We start from the raw sequence: 17,141 nt of genomic DNA on the forward strand, positions 1-17,141 counted from the left end.
GCTCCGGGACTCCGGGAGAAGATGGGGCGCATGGCGACGACGACCGTGTCTGTGTTCACTCTCGGCGGCACCATCTCCGCGCAGGGCGGGGGAAGTTCGCCTCGGCTGTCCGGGCGTGCGGTCCTCGCGGGCGTCGGGGACGTGCCGGGCGGTGTCGAGGTCGAGGTGCACGACGTGCGCAGGCTGCCCAGTTCCTCACTGAGCGTCGAGGACGTGGCCGAGCTCGTCGGACGGGTCGACGCGGCTACGGCTCAGGGGAACGGTGTCGTCGTGGTGCAGGGCACCGACACCCTGGAAGAGACCGCCTTCCTGCTCGACCTCGCCTGTGCGCGCCGCGCCCCCGTCGTCGTGACCGGCGCGATGCGCAGGCCCGACCTGCCGGGCGCCGACGGCCCGGCGAACCTCGCCGCGGCCGTGGCCGTCGCGGCCGATCCCGGGTGCGCGGGCCTCGGCGTGGTCGTGGTCCTCGCCGACGAGATCCATGCCGCGCGGCACGTACGCAAGACGCACACCACGTCCGTCGCGACGTTCGCATCGCCGGGCGCGGGGCCGCTCGGCCGGGTCGTCGAGGGCAGGCCGCGCATCCTGTTCCACCCCGCCCGGCCGGTGACCGAACGCCCCCTGAAGTTGAGCGGCGCCGCCCGCGTCGCCCTCGTCACGCTCACCCTCGGGGACCGCGGGGAACTCCTCGAAGCGGTCGACGAACGGTTCGGGGGCCTGGTCGTGGCGGCGTTCGGCGCGGGCCACGTCCCCACCTGGCTCGTTGACCCGCTGACCGACCTCGCCGCCCGCATGCCCGTCGTGCTCGCCTCCCGCACGGGCGCGGGCCCGCTGCTCAGCGAGACGTACCAGGGCCCTGGATCGGAGTACGACATGCTCGGCCGCGGCCTGCTCTCCGCCGGGACCCTGGACGCGCCGAAGGCACGCCTGCTCCTGCACGCCCTGCTCGCGGACGGCGCCGACCGCACCCAAGTGGCCGACGCCTTCCGCGCGTTGGACGACTGACCGGCTCAGCCGATCTGGTCCGGAGTGACCGTCAGCCACCGCTTGTCGGCGGTCACCTTCTGGCCCAGCTCACGCTGCCGCTCCGCGTTCTTCTTCTTCATCCCGTCGAGCTGCTTCATGTACGAGTCCTTGCGGTTGACCCACACCCGCACACCGCCGTGCGCCACATCGGCGGAGTGGAACAGCATCGGCCCGTCGCTGGCCGGGGTGTCACCGGCCGCCAGGATCGGCTTCTTCCATTCGTCGATGTACGTGTTGATCGCCGCGGGCTTCCCCTCGTACCAGGTCAGCGGCGCCCACAGGTTCGGCGTCAGCTCGCGCTTCGCGAGCTCCGCGCGGTCCTTCTCGCCGAAGCGCCCCTCGGCGATCTCCTTGCGGGAGCTGGTCACTTCACCGGTCTTGCGGTCCTTGAGCTGCATGGAGACACCGATGACGTTCTGCGGCTTCACGCCGTAGCCGTACTTCGGGTCGGCGAGCACCATGCGCACCAGGTCCTCACTGGCCGCACTGACCACGTACACCTCGACGCCGTGCGCCCGCAGCGTCTTGTAGAGCTGCTGCATGCCGCGCGAGAACTCCGGCGGCTTCACCTCGGTCTTCGTGAGCTTCCCGTCCTCGTAGTACTCGGCGGGGATCGGCTTCTTGTACGCCAGGAGCTCGTCGACGTACCCCTTGAGCTCCTTCAGCGTGAAGCCGGAGAAGATCTGCGCGGCCCAGGGGTAGCAGACCTGGTCGTCCACCTCGCACAGCCGGTTGTAGTAGCTGTACAGGCTCTCCTTGTGCCCGGCCTTGTCCTTGAAGGGGATGACCTTCAGGGACGGGTCCATCGTCTTGCGGGTGAGGACGCCCTTCATCTCCAGGAAGGGCAGCAGCGACTCCTCCAGGTCGTTGCGGTACGTCGTGTTGTCCGCGTCGAAGACGGCGTACGCACCCTTGTGGTCGTTCTCCGCGATGACCTTGCCGAGCTGCTTCGCGACGGGCTTCGGCCAGTGGGACAGCTCGCGGGCGGTGGCCGCGGAGGTATCGGCGGCGCTCGCCTCGTCCGTCGGCCACAGGGCGCTGCCCGCGAGCACGGCGGCGGCCAGCGCGCCTGTGGTGCCGATGACGGCAAGCCTGCTCTTTGCCCGTGCGCTCTGTGTCCGTACTGCCCGTGCTGCCATGTCTCTACGTCCCTGCCGTTCCCTGCGAGCGATGTGCGCCCCGACCGGAGCGGCGCGCAATGCTATGGGGCGGCCCCGACATTTCCCATGATCGAAGTCACCGTGGCGCGGGGGCATGGGGCGGGTGAACACGGGTAGCGGAGGGGTTCCGCCTGGTCCCGCCTGGTCCCGCACGGTTCTGCTCACGGGGGCGCGGCTCACTGGGTCGCATACTGGGACCATGGACTCCCGTGAGTTCGTCCGGGCCGCGCCCGGCCTCGACGGCATGGTGATCTCCGCGGTCGGCTACCGCACCGAGGGGCAGCGCCCCGGTCTGCACCGCGGCCTCCCCTCGCCGTACCTGACGCTGATCTTCTCCCTGGACGGCACCATCGCCACCGGCAGCACCCCGGAGCAGGCCACAGGCGCGGACGCGACGCGCACCGACATCGTCGTGGGCGGCCTGCACCAGAGCCCCGCGTACGTCGTACAGCCCGAGCACGAGGCGGGCATCCAGCTCGCCGTGCACCCCCTCGCGGCCCGCGCGCTCCTCGGCCTGCCCGCGGCGGGCCTCACCGGGGAGCTCGTCGTCGGCGGCACGGACGTCCTCGGCGACCCGGCCGCCGGCATCCGCGAACGGCTGTGCGCGCTCGACCGCTGGGAGGACCGCTTCGCCCTCCTCTCGGCGTACCTGCGGCGGCGCGCGGCCGCGGCGCAGGACACCGCGGGAACCGTCCGCCCCGAGGTCGCCGAGGCCTGGGCGTGGCTGGCCAGACACCGGGGCGCGGGCACGCTCGGCGGTCTCTCCCGGCACGTCGCGCTCAGCGAACGCAGGCTGACCGCGCTGTTCCGCGGCGAGACGGGGCTGACGCCCAAGCAGGCGGCCCGCCTGATGCGTTTCCAGCACGCCAAGTCCGCGGTGGCCCGCGCGGTCGCGGCGGGCGCGCCGCCGGACCTCGCCCGGGTCGCGGCCGACACGGGGTACTACGACCACTCCCACCTCGTACGCGACTTCCAGCAGTACACAGGGATGGCGCCGACCGGCTGGCTGGCCGAAGAGTGCCGGAATATCCAAGCCGGGGCGCACGGCCGGGGCGAAGAGTAGGGGGCATGGAAACGAACCGGAACACCACGCAAGAGCAGCAGCCCGGCCTCAGCACGCCCGCCCCGGCGATCTGGCCGGGCCTCCAGGCGCAGGACGCCCCCGCCCTGATCGAATTCCTCGTCGGCACCGTCGGCTTCCTGCGCACCGCCGTCTACGAGGACGAGGGCCGCGTCGCCCACGCCCAGCTCGACTGGCCCGAGGGCGGCGGTGTCATGCTCGGCTCGTACGACCCGGCGAACGAGGCCACCTGCGGCAGGCCCGGCACGGCGGGCGCCTACGTCGTCACCGACCACGTCGACGACCTGTACCGGCGGCTCCGGGACGCCGGTGTGAAGGTCATCAGCGAGATCGAGGACAAGCCCTACGGAAGCCGTGAGTTCGGTATCGAGGACCCGGAGGGCAACCGGTGGTCCTTCGGTACGTACCGGGGCGAGCCGAGGCCCGCACCGACGTCGGGCCCGTGAGGGCGGCACGCCGGGCCCGTGAAGCCGGCACGCCGGGCCCGTCAAGCCGCGTGATAACTTGCGCAAGCCAGTCAAACCCACACCTGGGCCAGGGAATCCGGTGCGAATCCGGAACTGACGCGCAGCGGTGAGGGGGACGGGCGGGGCCACGGCCACTGGGTGTCGCGAGACGCCCGGGAAGGCGCCCCGCCCGGCCGATCCCGAGTCCGAAGACCTGCTGGCGCCCTCCGGCCGCTCACCCGGCGGCGGGGGTCCGACGCAGGCCAGGCTCCGCGTATGAGCCGTGAGACTCAAGGGATCATGTGTCCTCGACAGCCCGTACCCGTACCCGTATACGTAAGTTCGCCCTGTGCTGCGCCGGAGCACTCGCCCTCACCGCGTGCGGTGGCGGCGCCTCGGAGCAGACGGGGCAGGAGGCGGGGGCGAAGGCCAAGGGCTATCCCGTGACGGTCGCCTCCTGCGGCAAGAAGGCCGAGGTCGCGGCCCCGCCGCAACGGGCCGTCTCCCTCGACCAGGGCTCCACGGAGATCCTCCTCTCGCTCGGTCTCGCCGACCGCATGGTGGGCACCGGAACCTGGACCGACCCGGTCCTGAAGAACCTGGAGAAGGAGAACGCGAAGGTCGAGCGGCTCGCCGACCGCTATCCGTCGCTGGAGAAGGTCCTCTCCAAGGAGCCGGACTTCGTCAGCGCGTCCTTCCTCTACACGGTCGGCAAGGGCGGTGTCGCCGACCGCGCGAAGTTCGACGAGCTCAACGTGCCCGTCTACGTCTCGCCCAGCGACTGCGCGGGCAAGGACAACGACGGCGGCGGCGACGGCAAGCGCGTCAAGACCCTCACCATGGACACCGTCTACGGCGAGGTGCGCGACCTGGCGAAGGTCTTCCACGTCGAGAAGCGCGGCGAGAAGCTGGTCGCCGATCTCAAGGCGCGGGTCACGAAGGCCACGAAGGACATCGACGCGTCCGCCGCTTCCGGCACGAAGCTCATGTACTGGTTCGCCAACTCCGACGCCCCGTACATGGCGGGCTGCTGCGGCGCCCCCGGCATCATCACCCGCGAACTCGGCGCGAAGAACGTCTTCGACGACACCCGCGAGGAGTGGCCCCAGATCAACTGGGAGACCGTCGCCGACCGCGACCCCGACGTCCTCGTCATCGGCGACCTCACCCGCAAGTCGCAGTCCGCGGAGAGCGCCGCGGCGAAGATCAAGTTCCTGGAGACCAACCCGGCGACCAAGAACCTGACCGCCGTGAAGAAGAAGCGGTACGTCCTGCTGAGCGGCCAGGCCATGAACCCCACGATCCGTACGGTCGACGGCGTCGAGCAAGTGGCGGCGGGCCTGCGGAAGTTCGGGCTGACCAAGTGAGAGAGGTCGCGGCGGACGCCGACGCGGGGCCTGGTGCGGGACTCGGTGCGGGGCCTGGTGCGGGGTCCGGTGCGGTCGGCACCGCCTCTGCCTCCGCCCGCGTCCGGCAAGCGCTGCTGTGGCTCGCCGGGGCAGCGGCGCTCGTCCTCTCCGTCTCCGTGGCCGTCACCATCGGCCCCGCGGACATCTCCGTGCCCGACGTGTGGTCGACCGTCGCCGCCCACCTCGGCTGGGGCGACAGCCCGCTCACCCCGATCAGGGACGGCATCGTCTGGAACCTGCGGATGCCGCGCACCGTGCTCGCCGCCGTCTGCGGCGCGGGCCTCGCGGTCTGCGGGGCGGTCATGCAGTCCCTGCTCCGGAACCCGCTCGCCGACCCCTTCGTGCTCGGGGTGTCGTCCGGGGCGTCCACGGGAGCGGTCGCGGTCGTCGTCCTCGGCGTCGGCGGGGGAGTGGTGTCCGTCTCGGCGGGCGCCTTCGCCGGCGCGCTCTGCTCCTTCGCCCTCGTCCTGCTCCTGAGCCACACCCTCGGCGACACCACGGACCGCGTCGTGCTGTCGGGCGTCGCGGCCATGCAGCTCTTCTCCGCCCTGACCTCCTTCGTCGTCCTCACGGCGGGCGACGCGGAGACGACGCGCGGCGTGCTGTTCTGGCTCCTCGGCTCGCTCAGCGGGGTCGGCTGGACGGACGTGTGGCTGTGCGGCGCGGTGCTCGTGGCGGCGCTGGTCATCTGCCTCGGCCACGCCCGTACGCTCGACGCCTTCGCGTTCGGCCCGGAGGCCGCGGCGGCGCTGGGCGTCCGGGTGGCCCGCACCCGGCTCGTCCTGCTCTGCACGACGGCGCTGCTCACGGCGGCGCTGGTCAGCTCGGCGGGCGCGATCGGTTTCGTCGGCCTTGTCCTGCCGCACGCGGCCCGCGCGGTCGTCGGCTCGGGCCACGCCAGACTCCTCCCGGTCACGGCGCTCGCCGGGGCGGTCTTCCTGGTCTGGGTGGACACGCTGGCCCGCACGGCCCTGGACCCGCAGGAGGTCCCGGTCGGCGTGGTGACCTCACTCATCGGCGTACCGGCGTTCGTGGCGGTGCTGTACAGGACACGGAGGACGACATGACGTCTCCGAGCATCGTCGAGGGGCTGCGGGCGGACCGCGTCAGCCGGGAGGCGGGCGGCAGACTGATCGTCGACGGGGTGAGCCTGGCTCCGCCCCCCGGCGCCACAGTCGGTCTCCTGGGCCCCAACGGCTCCGGCAAGTCCACGCTCCTGCGCCTGCTCGCGGGTGTCCTGGCCCCGGCGTCCGGTGTGATCACCCTGGACGGCCGGACCCTGTCGGACACGGGCCGCCGAGCGGTGGCCCGACGGATCGCCGTGGTCGAGCAGCACGCGGCGACGCAGGTCGAACTGACCGTACGGGACGTCGTACGTCTCGGCCGCATCCCGCACCGCCGCGCCTGGTCGACCCCCACGCCCGAGGACGAACGGGCCGTACGCGAGGCCCTCGCACGCACCGGACTCGCCGAACGCGCCGCCCAGGCCTGGCACACGCTCTCCGGCGGCGAACGCCAGCGCGTCCAGATAGCCCGCGCCCTGGCCCAGGAGCCCCGCGAACTCCTCCTCGATGAACCCACCAACCACCTGGACATACAGCACCAACTGGACCTGCTCTCCCTGGTCGCCGAGCTCCCCGTCACGAGCGTGATCGCGCTGCACGACCTCAACCTGGCGTCGATGTTCTGCGACCACGTGCTGATCCTCAAGGAGGGCACGGCGTACGCGGCGGGCACGCCCGCGGAGGTCATCACGGAGAAGCTGATCGCGGAGGTGTACGGGGTGCGGGCGGTGGTGACGCCGGAGGCCGGGCGCCCGTCGGTGCGGTTCGTACGCCCGTAAAGGGTTCCGCCGGGTCAGCCAGACAACGCAGACTGACGGCGTACGAGGCATCGGCCGTGCACGAGGCACCGACCGCGCACATGGCACAACCGACCGCGCACATGGCACCACCGACCGTGCACGAGGCACTTACGGGAGAGGACTCCTCCAATGATCGTGATCGCGCACCTGAGCGACACCCACATCGACACCGGACCGGAGGACGGCGGCCGCAGCGTCGACCGCACCCGGGCGGTCATGGAGTACCTGAACAGCCTCCCGTACGACCTGGACGCAGTCATAGCGACCGGCGACATCGCGGACCACGCGACCCCGTCCGAGTACGAGGCGGCCCGCAATCTCCTCACCACCACCCGGCACCCGCTGCTGACCTGCCCCGGCAACCACGACGAGCGCGCCGCGTACCGCGAACACTTCCTGGGCGAGCCGCCGAGCAAGACCCCGATCAACACGGTCCACGCCACGGACACCTTCACCCTGGCCCTGTGCGACACGTCGGTACCGGGCGAGGACCACGGACGCCTGGAGGACGAAACCCTGACCTGGCTGTCCACCCTCCTCGCCGACACCCCACCCACCCGCCCCGTCCTGATCGGCTTCCACCACCCGCCGGTCCCGCTCAACACGCCCTACGTGGACGGCATCCGCCAGTTCGACGAGGACCGCCTGGCCGACCTGACGTCACGCCACCCGAACGTCACGGCGTTCCTGGCAGGCCACGCACACACGCCCGCGGCCACAACATTCGCGAACCGCCCCCTACTGGTGGCCCCAGGAGTGGTCTCCACCCTCCGCCTCCCCTGGGAACCCCAAACGCACCCCACCCACCACGTCCACCGCGACCTGCCCCCGGCGGTCGCGTTCCACGTCCTGGACGACACGGGCCGCCTGACGACGCACTACCGCTCCGTCGCCGTCTGACCCACGCGTATGAGGGTCTGCTGCCCATGGGCGACGAGCGTGCGTGAGCCGTCCTCCTCCCGCACCCCGTACACCTCCAACTGGCAGACGGTCAGGGTCCGTCCGGACTTCAGTACGGTCCCGACGGCCTCGATGTGATCGCCGACGGCGGGTGCGAGGAGGTTGATCTTGTACTCGACGGTGAGGACGTCCGCCCCTTCGGGGAACAGCGTGTAGGCGGCGTAACCACCAGCGCTGTCGGCGATGGCGCTGGTGGCACCGGCGTGGAAGTACCCGTTCTGCTGGGTGACTTCGGGCCGGGCGGGCAGCACGATGTGTACGCGCCCCGGCGCGATGCGGGAAATACGGGCACCGAGATGCCGCATCAGCCCCTGCCGATCGAAGCTGGCCGCGACACGCGACCGCACCTCAGGCCCGACGGCCCCGTCCTCGCTCCGCTCCAGCCCGTGCACGTACTGCCTCCCCGTCGTCGGCTGTTCGCGGACCTGTCAGCCGGCCAACTGCTCCACCAACAGGAACCCGCCGATGGCGATCATCATGGCACCGGAGGCCCGGGTCACCACCCGCGCGGCGGACGGCCGGGCCTTCAGCACGGTCCGCGCGAGGATGCCGACGCCGAGGTAGACGACGGCGCAGGCGGTCATGTGGAGCGTGCCGAGCAGCCCGGTCTGCGCGGCGACGGGCCAGTCGCTAGCGGAGTCGATGAACTGCGGAAACAACGCGAAGTACAGCAACAGCGCCTTGGGATTGAGCCCGCTGGTCCCGGCCCCCTTGAGGGCGACGTGCCACGCGGAGGACGGGCTCCCGCCACCGGACGTACTGGTCGCCGCCGCCGTCGCCGTCGCCGTGGGGGCGACGGGCGCCCTCACGACTCCCCACCCCAGCCACACCAGATACCCGGCCCCGGCGACGGTGAGCACCGTGAGGACGGTCGCCGAACTGGCCACGATCACCACGAGCCCGGCGACGGCGAGCAGCGTGTACCCCGCGTATCCGGCTATGAGCCCGGCGACCGCGGGCACGACGGACCGGTCCCGAAGCCCCGCGGTGATCGCGTACGCCCAGTCCGCGCCCGGCGTGAAGATCAGCAGCAGATCCACCGCGAGAAAGGCCGCCACTGTCGCCGTATCCATGTACTTATGTCCGTTCCCTCAAAACCTCTGTTCCCTGAGGAAGATTAGGAGGAAAGTCGCCAAAAGTGTTTCCGAAGATTCCCCGATAGCACCCATCCCGGGGGAGAATCTCCCCATGGATGCCATGGACAGGAAAATTCTTACCGAGCTGCAGCTGGACGGCCGCCTCACGGTCACGGAACTGGCGGCGCGCGTGAAGCTCAGCGTCTCCCCCTGCCACCGCCGTCTCCGCGACCTGGAACGCGCGGGCGCGATCCGCGGCTACCGAGCGGTGGTGGACCCGGCCGCCGTCGGCCTGGACTTCGAGGCCCTCGTCTTCGCCACGCTGCGCTGGGAGGACCGGGACACGGTGGAGACGTTCGAGGCGGCGGTGGCGGCGGTTCCGCACGTGACCCAGGCCCAACGCCTGTTCGGCGAACCGGACTACCTCCTCCGCGTAGCCACGGCCGACCTCGCCACCTACCAACAGCTCTACGACCAGCAACTCGCCAAGCTCCCCGGCGTCCAACGCCTGACGTCCACCTTGGTCATGAAGAACGTGGTCCACGACCGACCTCTGCCGGAACAGCCGACTCCGGCCCCGACCAGGGAGGGAGGCCGGGCACGACGGGGGTAGGTACATTCCGAGTGTTAAGCCAGAAGGGATCCTGGATGCCCTACGCCAATGACAGCGCGCGTGATCGTATCGGGCACCGTATTGCGGAGGCCCGCAGAGCACGTGGGCTGACACAACTGCAGTTGGCCCATCGCATCCCGTGCTCGAAATCGCTCATCGCTCAAGTCGAGCGGGGGCACAAGCCAGCCACACCCTCGCTCACTGCCGGCGCCGCCCGCGCACTGGGCGTCCGGCTGGAACAACTCACGGGGCAGCCGTACGAGGACGCTCACCGCGGGCGGGTGCACGCGACGGTCCCCGACATTCAGACGTCCATGCTGAGCTGGGACCTGCCTGACGACGACCTTCCTTTGCGGCCCTTCGACGAGCTGGCGGCCGATGTCGCGTCAGCCTCCGCGCTCGGCCGGAAGGCTCTTTACGCGCGCCTCGGCTCCATGTTGCCGCCCCTTCTCGACGAATTGTCGGCTGCCTGCCATGCCGCCCAGGGGAGGGAACGGGAGCGGTTGTTCGGGCTGCTGGGTGAGGCGTACTCCGGCGTGACGGCCATCGCTTATGCCGTCGGGCTGTCCGATCTGCGTTCTCAAGCGATGGACCGGGTGCAGTGGGCGGCGCAGGAATCCGCCGATCCTGTGCGGATCAGCCGTACGCAGTGGCATCGCTCGACACTGTTCCTCCAGGCTGCGGCGTACGAACGTGGAATGCGGCTCCTGGACCGAGTACGCCAGGACCTTGGCGAGGACATCTCCTGCATGGATCCACCCACACTGAGCGTGCACGGTGCGGTTCACCTGCGCTCCGCCATGTTCGCCGCACGGCAAGGGAACGCCCCGACCGCGCACGCGCATCTGGACGCCGCGGCGGAGGCGGCTCGGCGCCTTGGCCACGATGCCAACCACTACGGGCTGGAGTTCGGTCCGACCAACGTTGCGATGCATCGACTCGGGGTGGCCGTGGAGATGTACGACGGCCCGGAGGTCGCACGCCGGACGCGCCGCACACGGCTGCCCGCCACAGTAGCGCCGGTGCGGGCAGGCCATTGGTACATCGACGCGGCGAAGGGGTGGCTGGACTACGGGAACCGGGGCGAGGCGTTCGCCGCGCTCCAAGCGGCCCGGCGGGCATCACCGGAACAGACCAGGAACCATCCGCAGGTCCGTGAGGTCACACAGACGTTGATCCGCCTGGAGCGCTACGGCAAGGAGGCGCTGTCGGGTTTCGCCGCGTGGCTCGGCCTGGCCTGACGTTCTGAGACTCCGCAGTTTCACAAGCCGTGAAACTCACCGCGAGTGTGCAGCGGAAGCATGCAGTGATCAGACCCTGTGACGCATGGACGTCCAGGGCATGGCCACAGCTGCGAGGAGCTGCGACGTGACCGACGACAACCGCGAGCGAGTCGAAGCCCACACGACACCTGCGAGCACAGAAGCTCCCGCCATCGGCACGCTGGTCGTCGACGAGGCACGAAAGCGGTTGGGAGTGGTGATGGACGATGTCGGCGGCCGTCTTCAGATCCGTCCCCCTTCGGGAGGGCGCGAATGGGACGCGGACCCCGTCCACGTCCGCTCCGCACGCGAGGACGAGATCTTGCGTGTACGCGTGGCAGCCACAGCCGCGATGGTCCAGGGACGGTCCCTGTGACCAAGTCCGCGATCCGCGAGGTGACATGGCATCTGTCCCCGGACTCCGAACCGGACGCTGAGCCGATCACCCGCCAAATGGTGTGCGTCGTTTGCGAGGACGACGAGGCGGCTTCCGCTGCCATGTCGGACCCGTTCGAAGAGTCCGAGCACGGCGTACTCACCGCCCAGGCCTGGGTGTTCAAGCACGTGGGCCGCCACCCGGGCCACCACGCCTACCGGGAGATCATCCGCCGTCCGTGGCGAGCGGTCATGACTTAGTCGGCGCCAGTAGCCCTGCTTGTCAGAGGTTCGCAGTACCGTCCTGTCATTGGTCGCCAGCGTCGACCTGACCCTCGATTGCACGGACGCGCAACTCCTTGCCGAGTTCCGGGGAGACAGCCCTGAGGTATGTCGACGAACCGCCATCCGCACCCTTTAGTACTCGCGATGAGTGGCTCGCGCAGTTCGACCTTTCGGATGACGATTCCGTGGATGACACCGCATGGCTGTGTGATCCTGACGGCGTCGGCCCCCGGCTCTCCCTTCTCAAGGTCCCTGAACCGAAAGCAACCAAAGAACCGGCAGTTCCGATGTGGGCCCGCATCAAGACGGAGGCCGAGCGCCTGGTGAAGATGGGCGGGAGCGTCCGCAGAGAGTCCGACGGGCACCACGTTGTGATGGCTGTCCTGGAGGGCAACGAGTTCTGCGTGCCGCGGCATCGACCTGAGGACTGACAAGGCATAACCCGCGCCCGTGGAACGGCGAAGTAATTGATCGACGAGTACGACTGCAGCCCACCTCATCTGTTGAACGACTGCAAGTCGCGACCCAATAGGGGTTCCTACAAGGGGTGAGTGGGCTCAGCCTGACTGTACGAGACGGCTCGCCGCTAAATGTCAGTGGCCGCCGTCAGGGTACGGAGCGGCCCTCGGCCCACGGAGCTCTCTCCGCTCAACAGAAGTGCGGATCGGTCGGGTGGTGCATACGCATTGTCGGTCAATATCGCGACCAGATCTTTAGATGCAGGAGTAGTACCGTAACCACTATTTCGAGCTGATTAGATGTGTGCTCAGGATGAGGTGACTGTGCAACCGGTGCGCATTTTAGGTAGTAACTGACGGCAAACATTCTTCACCCGAAGAGAGCTTTCGTGGAAAGTCGGGATTGAAGCGAACGCCGTCGCGCCATGCTCTTGTCGACTAACCGGCAAGAGTTCAATTTGGGGGTCAGGGACGTGGCGGATATCTTCTCCCGCGTAGAGCGGTATGTTCTAGACGCGTTCGGCGGGGCTGCGATCTGTGCGCATACAGGAGATGCTCGTGAGTGCACTGTTAAGCGGCACTTTGAGTACCCGCGCTTCCGTAGTGAAATGATGGACGATCTGATCAGGAATAGGGGTCGGCGATCCAAGCGCTGGGAGGCGCTCATCGCTACAGCGAGACTGGCCGACATGGCCGACGAGGATATGTGGAGAATGGCCTTCATTGACTGTCTCTCGCCTGTGTTCCGTAAGCGCGCGCACATCATTTCGCGAGATCTGCGTACAGATCTGGAGGATGTGCTCTCGGACATGTTTGAGGCCGCGCTTGTCGCGTGGATGGACACGGAACGAGGGTGCCCCCCGGGCAGCGTGCGCCATAAGGTGGTCAAGGGAGCATATGAAATTGCTTACAAGAGGGCTAAGGTATGTGGGGGTGAGTGGTCATCTGACTGTATGGATGGTGTCCCAATTTTTCCGGGGAATGAAAACGAATTCACGATAAAGACTTCCGGTGTCGTAGACTCTGTTGATGTGAGAGATCCAGTCGTTGCAGAGCAGATTCGCGGCGAGCGCTTCGGCGCGCTACTGCGAAAAATGAACTGCGTCGATCGGATGACGTTGTTTCACCAGGAGATCCGCGACGGACTTCACCCTGGAATTGCGGATAGGGTGATGAAAGGGGGAGTGGCGGAAAGGGTCTGGGTCGACGGTGCGGAGCGGTACTATTACGTTTCCGATTTCTATCCCAAGTTCATGAGACTGCCTGCGGCCGCCGAAGTGATGGGAGTGGCGGAGTCCGCTGCATATCGAAAAGTGAGGGGTGGGGATTTCCCCTTCCCCGTGAACTCAACCGGCCGGAGTTATCAGGTGTCTGTCGGGGCACTCATGCACCATGTTGGAATCTCGGATGCGGTCGTTCACATGGACGATGTGGAGAACGGGGCTGGCTACGCTGGGTAGCTGATGGAAATATGGGCCGCGCGGGCGATCCGTCAAACAACTGTGGGCCGTGTCCTTCCCCCTTGAGGAAGGACACGGCCCACAGTCTGTGTGCGGCTCAGAGGGGCGGAATCGCCGCGCTCGAGCCGGGCACTCCTAGAGGTCGAAGTAGAGCTCGAACTCGTGCGGGTGCGGCCGCAGCTGGATCGGGGCGATTTCGTTCGTGCGCTTGTAGTCGATCCACGTCTCGATCAGGTCGGACGTGAAGACGCCGCCGGCCTGGAGGTACTCGTTGTCCGCCTCGAGGGCGTCGAGGACCGCGGGGAGGGACGTCGGGACCTGGGCGACGTTCGCGTGCTCCTCGGGGGCGAGCTCGTAGAGGTCCTTGTCGATCGGCTCCGGCGGCTCGATCTTGTTCTTCACGCCGTCGAGGCCCGCGAGGAGCAGCGCCGAGAAGGCCAGGTACGGGTTCGAGGACGGGTCCGGCGCGCGGAACTCGACCCGCTTCGCCTTCGGGTTCGAGCCCGTGATCGGGATGCGCATGGCCGCGGAGCGGTTGCGCTGCGAGTACACCATGTTGACCGGGGCCTCGAAGCCCGGGACCAGGCGGTGGTACGAGTTCACCGTCGGGTTGGTGAAGGCGAGGAGCGAGGGGGCGTGCTTGAGGATGCCGCCGATGTAGTACCGCGCGGTGTCCGACAGGCCCGCGTAACCCTGCTCGTCGTAGAAGAGCGGGTCGCCGCCGGACCAGAGCGACTGGTGGACGTGCATGCCCGAGCCGTTGTCGCCGAAGATCGGCTTCGGCATGAAGGTCGCGGTCTTCTCGTTGCGCCAGGCGACGTTCTTCACGATGTACTTGAAGAGCATCAGGTCGTCGGCCGCGGCGAGCAGCGTGTTGAACTTGTAGTTGATCTCCGCCTGGCCGGCCGTGCCGACCTCGTGGTGCTGGCGCTCGACCTGGAGGCCGTTCTTGTCCAGCTCCAGGGAGATCTCGGCGCGGAGGTCCGCGAAGTGGTCGACCGGCGGGGCCGGGAAGTAACCGCCCTTGTAGCGGACCTTGTAGCCGCGGTTGTTCTCGACCGCACCGGTGTTCCAGGCGCCCGCCTCGGAGTCGATGTGGTAGAAGCTCTCGTTCGCCGACGTCTGGAAGCGGACGTTGTCGAAGACGTAGAACTCCGCCTCCGGGCCGAAGTACGCCGTGTCGGCGATGCCGGTCGAGGCGAGGTACGCCTCCGCCTTCTTCGCGACGTTACGCGGGTCACGGCTGTACTGCTCGCCCGTGATCGGGTCGTGGATGAAGAAGTTGATGTTGACGGTCGTGTCCCGGCGGAACGGGTCCACGCGGGCCGTCGACAGGTCGGCGCGGAGCGCCATGTCGGACTCGTGGATGGCCTGGAAGCCACGGATCGACGAACCGTCGAAGGCGAGCTCCTCGTCCGGGTCGAACGCCGCCGCCGGGATCGTGAAGTGCTGCATCACACCGGGCAGGTCGCAGAATCGGACGTCGATGAACTTCACGTCCTCGTCCGCGATGTACTTCTTTGCGTCGTCGGCGTTCTGGAACAACATCCAACTCCTCCTACTCCCGCCCGGGGCGGGACGGGGTTGCAGCTCGTTGTGCGGCCAGTGCGCGCCAGTGCGGGTGGCACACGCTGGGACCCGACCATAAGGACGGGGGATTTCTCAAGCATGACCCATTTGTTTCGTCGAAGTTAACCGAGCCGGGTGTGGTGTGCACCCCTTGCGTCTCCCGCACCCCGCGCACGCCCTGCCCCGTGCGCGGTTTGTCCCACCCCGGCCGTCCCGACTGGGCGAGCCGCCCAGTACCTTGGACGGGTGGACAAGAGGCAAGCAATCGGATCGTGGCTGTCCGGCCCCCGCGCCGCCGCGGAAGACGCCGGAGTCGACTTCGGATACCGGGGCCAGCAGCTCGGCCTGCCCGAGGAGGGGCCGGGTTCGATCGCACGCCCCGGCCGCCGCATGGGCGGCATCATCGTGGACTGGGGCCTGTGCATGGTGATCGCATACGGTCTGTTCGCGAACGGTGACCAGCAGGCCATGGGCAACTGGGCCCTCGGCATCTTCTTCGTCATGAGCGTGCTGACCCTCGGCACGGTCGGCTGCACCCCGGGCAAGGCCCTCTTCCGGCTCCGCGTCATCTCCGAGAGCGGCGGCCGCCTCGCCCCCGGCTGGGTCCTGGTCCGCAGCATCCTGCTGTGCCTCGTCATCCCCGCCCTGATCTGGGACCGCGACGGCCGCGGCCTCCACGACCGCCTCTCCCGTTCGGTCCAGGTCCGGATCTGACACGTGACGCGTGGCGCGTGCCGTACTCCGCATGACGCGTGATGCGTGCCGTATTCCGCATGACGCGTGACGCGTGATGCGTGACGCGTGCCGTACTCCGCACTTCGCATTCCACTACGACGACGAGGGCCCCGGAACCGATCGGTTCCGGGGCCCTCGTCGTCGTGGAGAAGGAGTTACTTCGCCTTCGGGCCGCCCCGCGGCATCCGCATGCCCTTCGGCATCGGACCCTTTGGCAGCGGCATGTTCGACATCAGGTCGCCCATCGCGCGCAGGCGGTCGTTCGTCGCCGTGACCTGCGGGCCCGTGAGGACGCGGGGGAGCTTCAGGAGCGTCGTGCGGAGCTTCTTGAGGGAGACCGTGCCCTCGGTCGTGCCGACGATGACGTCGTGGACCGGGACGTCCGCAACGATGCGGGCCATCTTCCTCTTCTCGGAGGCCAGCAGGCTCTTCACGCGGTTCGGGTTGCCCTCGGCGACCAGGACGATGCCGGCCTTGCCGACGGTGCGGTGCACCACGTCCTGGCTGCGGTTCATCGCGACCGCCGGGGTCGTCGTCCAGCCGCGGCCGATCTTGTCGAGCACCGCGGCCGCCGCGCCGGGCTGACCCTCCATCTGACCGAAGGCGGCCCGCTCGGCCCTGCGTCCGAAGACGATCGCCATCGCGAGGAAGGCGAGCAGGAAGCCGAGGATGCCCAGGTAGATCGGGTGATCGACCCAGAAGCCGATCGCGAGGAAGACACCAAAGGTGACGATTCCCACAGCCGCGATGATGAGACCGATTTTGGAGTCGGCCCGCCGGGTCATCTTGTAGGTCAGAGCGATCTGCTTGAGTCGCCCTGGCTCCGCGGCCGCATCCGCCGCGGTGGATTCCTTCCTCGCCATGCGATGAAGTCTACGTGCCCCCGGCGGCGGCTACGACGTGCGGGTTGCCGTGCCCGCCTCTTCGAGCACCCGCAGAGTCTCGACCCTGTCCTTGGCGCGGCGCCGGTCCTCCAGGACGGAGGTCCAGGCATTGCGCCGGGCCGTGCGCTGGCCGCCGCTCAGCAGCAGCGACTCGACGGCGCGCAGGGCGTCGGCGACGGACGGGATGGCGGTGGCGCGAACGGGCGCGGAGGTCGTGGCGGTGGTGCGAACCTGCGTGGCGCGAACGGGCGCGGCCTGCATGATGGGGCCCTCCTGGAGAGCGGCTCGAGATGGGGGGAGCGGCTGTGGATCAGGCTGTGGATCAGGCTGTACGTACGGCTATGGGTAGGGCTGTACGTGCGGTAGTACCAGGGTCACTGATTGGTGTTACCAGGGCGTGACCGGGTGGTCAAACGCCGATGAAACGTTGATGCGAGGGCCCAAAACGCTGACGCGGCCCGTACGGTCCCCGTCACCT

Annotated in this window: 19 protein-coding genes, 1 pseudogene and 1 riboswitch; of the genes and pseudogenes, 14 read left to right on the forward strand and 6 right to left on the reverse strand. The window is 68.6% G+C overall.

Going from position 1 to position 17,141, the window contains the following annotated elements:
* Positions 1-30: 30 nt before the first annotated feature.
* Positions 31-1,005: an asparaginase gene (locus DEJ48_RS28190; protein WP_150219029.1), complete on the forward strand. Its 975-nt coding sequence runs from the start codon at positions 31-33 to the stop codon at positions 1,003-1,005.
* A gap of 5 nt (positions 1,006-1,010) precedes the next feature.
* Here DEJ48_RS28190 and DEJ48_RS28195 read toward each other — a convergent pair whose 3' ends face one another.
* Positions 1,011-2,165 (reverse strand): HAD family hydrolase, encoded by a 1,155-nt coding sequence (locus DEJ48_RS28195; protein WP_223832234.1) that lies wholly within the window; start codon positions 2,163-2,165, stop codon positions 1,011-1,013.
* Positions 2,166-2,385: 220 nt separating this feature from the next.
* Here DEJ48_RS28195 and DEJ48_RS28200 point away from each other — a divergent pair, with 220 nt between their 5' ends.
* From DEJ48_RS28200 to DEJ48_RS28225, 6 genes are all read left to right on the forward strand, one after another.
* The gene (locus tag DEJ48_RS28200; protein ID WP_150219030.1) at positions 2,386-3,249 is read left to right on the forward strand and encodes a helix-turn-helix domain-containing protein; all 864 of its coding nucleotides are present in this window, start codon (positions 2,386-2,388) and stop codon (positions 3,247-3,249) included.
* 5 nt (positions 3,250-3,254) lie between these two features.
* The gene (locus DEJ48_RS28205; RefSeq protein ID WP_150219031.1) at positions 3,255-3,713 is read left to right on the forward strand and encodes a VOC family protein; all 459 of its coding nucleotides are present in this window, start codon (positions 3,255-3,257) and stop codon (positions 3,711-3,713) included.
* 51 nt (positions 3,714-3,764) lie between these two features.
* Positions 3,765-3,950: riboswitch (cobalamin riboswitch) on the forward strand.
* A gap of 65 nt (positions 3,951-4,015) precedes the next feature.
* On the forward strand, positions 4,016-5,080 hold the full coding sequence (locus DEJ48_RS28210) for an ABC transporter substrate-binding protein (protein ID WP_190537642.1): 1,065 nt from the start codon (positions 4,016-4,018) through the stop codon (positions 5,078-5,080).
* A 113-nt stretch (positions 5,081-5,193) separates the two neighbouring features.
* Positions 5,194-6,189 carry a FecCD family ABC transporter permease gene (locus tag DEJ48_RS28215; RefSeq protein WP_223832520.1) on the forward strand — a complete coding sequence of 332 codons (996 nt, stop codon included), beginning with the start codon at positions 5,194-5,196 and terminating at the stop codon, positions 6,187-6,189.
* Positions 6,186-6,965 (forward strand): ABC transporter ATP-binding protein, encoded by a 780-nt coding sequence (locus DEJ48_RS28220; protein WP_150219033.1) that lies wholly within the window; start codon positions 6,186-6,188, stop codon positions 6,963-6,965. Before DEJ48_RS28215 ends, DEJ48_RS28220 begins: the two co-directional genes overlap by 4 nt.
* A gap of 150 nt (positions 6,966-7,115) precedes the next feature.
* Entirely contained in the window at positions 7,116-7,886 is a 771-nt protein-coding gene (locus tag DEJ48_RS28225; protein WP_150219034.1) for a metallophosphoesterase, read from the forward strand.
* On the opposite strand, the gene DEJ48_RS28230 is transcribed toward DEJ48_RS28225, so the two are convergent.
* Complete coding sequence (locus tag DEJ48_RS28230) at positions 7,865-8,251, reverse strand: PaaI family thioesterase (RefSeq protein WP_150221451.1); 387 nt, start codon at positions 8,249-8,251, stop codon at positions 7,865-7,867. The genes DEJ48_RS28225 and DEJ48_RS28230 overlap by 22 nt on opposite strands.
* 123 nt (positions 8,252-8,374) lie before the next feature.
* A complete protein-coding gene (locus DEJ48_RS28235; protein ID WP_150219035.1) occupies positions 8,375-9,019 on the reverse strand; it encodes a LysE family translocator in 645 nt (214 codons plus the stop codon).
* A 115-nt stretch (positions 9,020-9,134) separates the two neighbouring features.
* Between DEJ48_RS28235 and DEJ48_RS28240 the strand changes: the two genes are divergently transcribed.
* From DEJ48_RS28240 to DEJ48_RS28265, 6 genes and pseudogenes are all read left to right on the forward strand, one after another.
* Positions 9,135-9,635, forward strand: a complete 501-nt coding sequence (locus DEJ48_RS28240; RefSeq protein ID WP_150219036.1) for an Lrp/AsnC family transcriptional regulator — start codon at positions 9,135-9,137, stop codon at positions 9,633-9,635.
* Between the two features lie 35 nt (positions 9,636-9,670).
* Positions 9,671-10,876, forward strand: coding sequence for a helix-turn-helix domain-containing protein (locus DEJ48_RS28245; protein WP_150219037.1), 1,206 nt, complete (start codon positions 9,671-9,673; stop codon positions 10,874-10,876).
* A 127-nt stretch (positions 10,877-11,003) separates the two neighbouring features.
* Positions 11,004-11,273: a hypothetical protein gene (locus DEJ48_RS28250; protein ID WP_150219038.1), complete on the forward strand. Its 270-nt coding sequence runs from the start codon at positions 11,004-11,006 to the stop codon at positions 11,271-11,273.
* Positions 11,270-11,533: a hypothetical protein gene (locus DEJ48_RS28255; RefSeq protein ID WP_150219039.1), complete on the forward strand. Its 264-nt coding sequence runs from the start codon at positions 11,270-11,272 to the stop codon at positions 11,531-11,533. The genes DEJ48_RS28250 and DEJ48_RS28255 overlap by 4 nt, the downstream gene beginning before the upstream one ends.
* Positions 11,534-11,582: 49 nt before the next feature.
* Positions 11,583-11,988: pseudogene (locus DEJ48_RS28260) on the forward strand (VOC family protein).
* A gap of 635 nt (positions 11,989-12,623) precedes the next feature.
* Entirely contained in the window at positions 12,624-13,475 is an 852-nt protein-coding gene (locus DEJ48_RS28265; protein ID WP_150219040.1) for a helix-turn-helix transcriptional regulator, read from the forward strand.
* A 135-nt stretch (positions 13,476-13,610) separates the two neighbouring features.
* Here the strand turns inward: DEJ48_RS28265 and glnA are convergent, their stop codons facing one another.
* Positions 13,611-15,020, reverse strand: coding sequence for a type I glutamate--ammonia ligase (glnA, locus tag DEJ48_RS28270; RefSeq protein WP_150221452.1), 1,410 nt, complete (start codon positions 15,018-15,020; stop codon positions 13,611-13,613).
* Between the two features lie 270 nt (positions 15,021-15,290).
* Here glnA and DEJ48_RS28275 point away from each other — a divergent pair, with 270 nt between their 5' ends.
* Positions 15,291-15,758: an RDD family protein gene (locus DEJ48_RS28275; protein WP_150219041.1), complete on the forward strand. Its 468-nt coding sequence runs from the start codon at positions 15,291-15,293 to the stop codon at positions 15,756-15,758.
* Between the two features lie 176 nt (positions 15,759-15,934).
* On the opposite strand, the gene DEJ48_RS28280 is transcribed toward DEJ48_RS28275, so the two are convergent.
* Positions 15,935-16,642 (reverse strand): DUF4191 domain-containing protein, encoded by a 708-nt coding sequence (locus DEJ48_RS28280; RefSeq protein WP_150167013.1) that lies wholly within the window; start codon positions 16,640-16,642, stop codon positions 15,935-15,937.
* Between the two features lie 30 nt (positions 16,643-16,672).
* On the reverse strand, positions 16,673-16,924 hold the full coding sequence (locus tag DEJ48_RS28285) for a hypothetical protein (RefSeq protein ID WP_150219042.1): 252 nt from the start codon (positions 16,922-16,924) through the stop codon (positions 16,673-16,675).
* Positions 16,925-17,141 lie beyond the last annotated feature (217 nt).

This window comes from Streptomyces venezuelae (assembly GCF_008642315.1).
Lineage (GTDB): Bacteria > Actinomycetota > Actinomycetes > Streptomycetales > Streptomycetaceae > Streptomyces > Streptomyces venezuelae_D.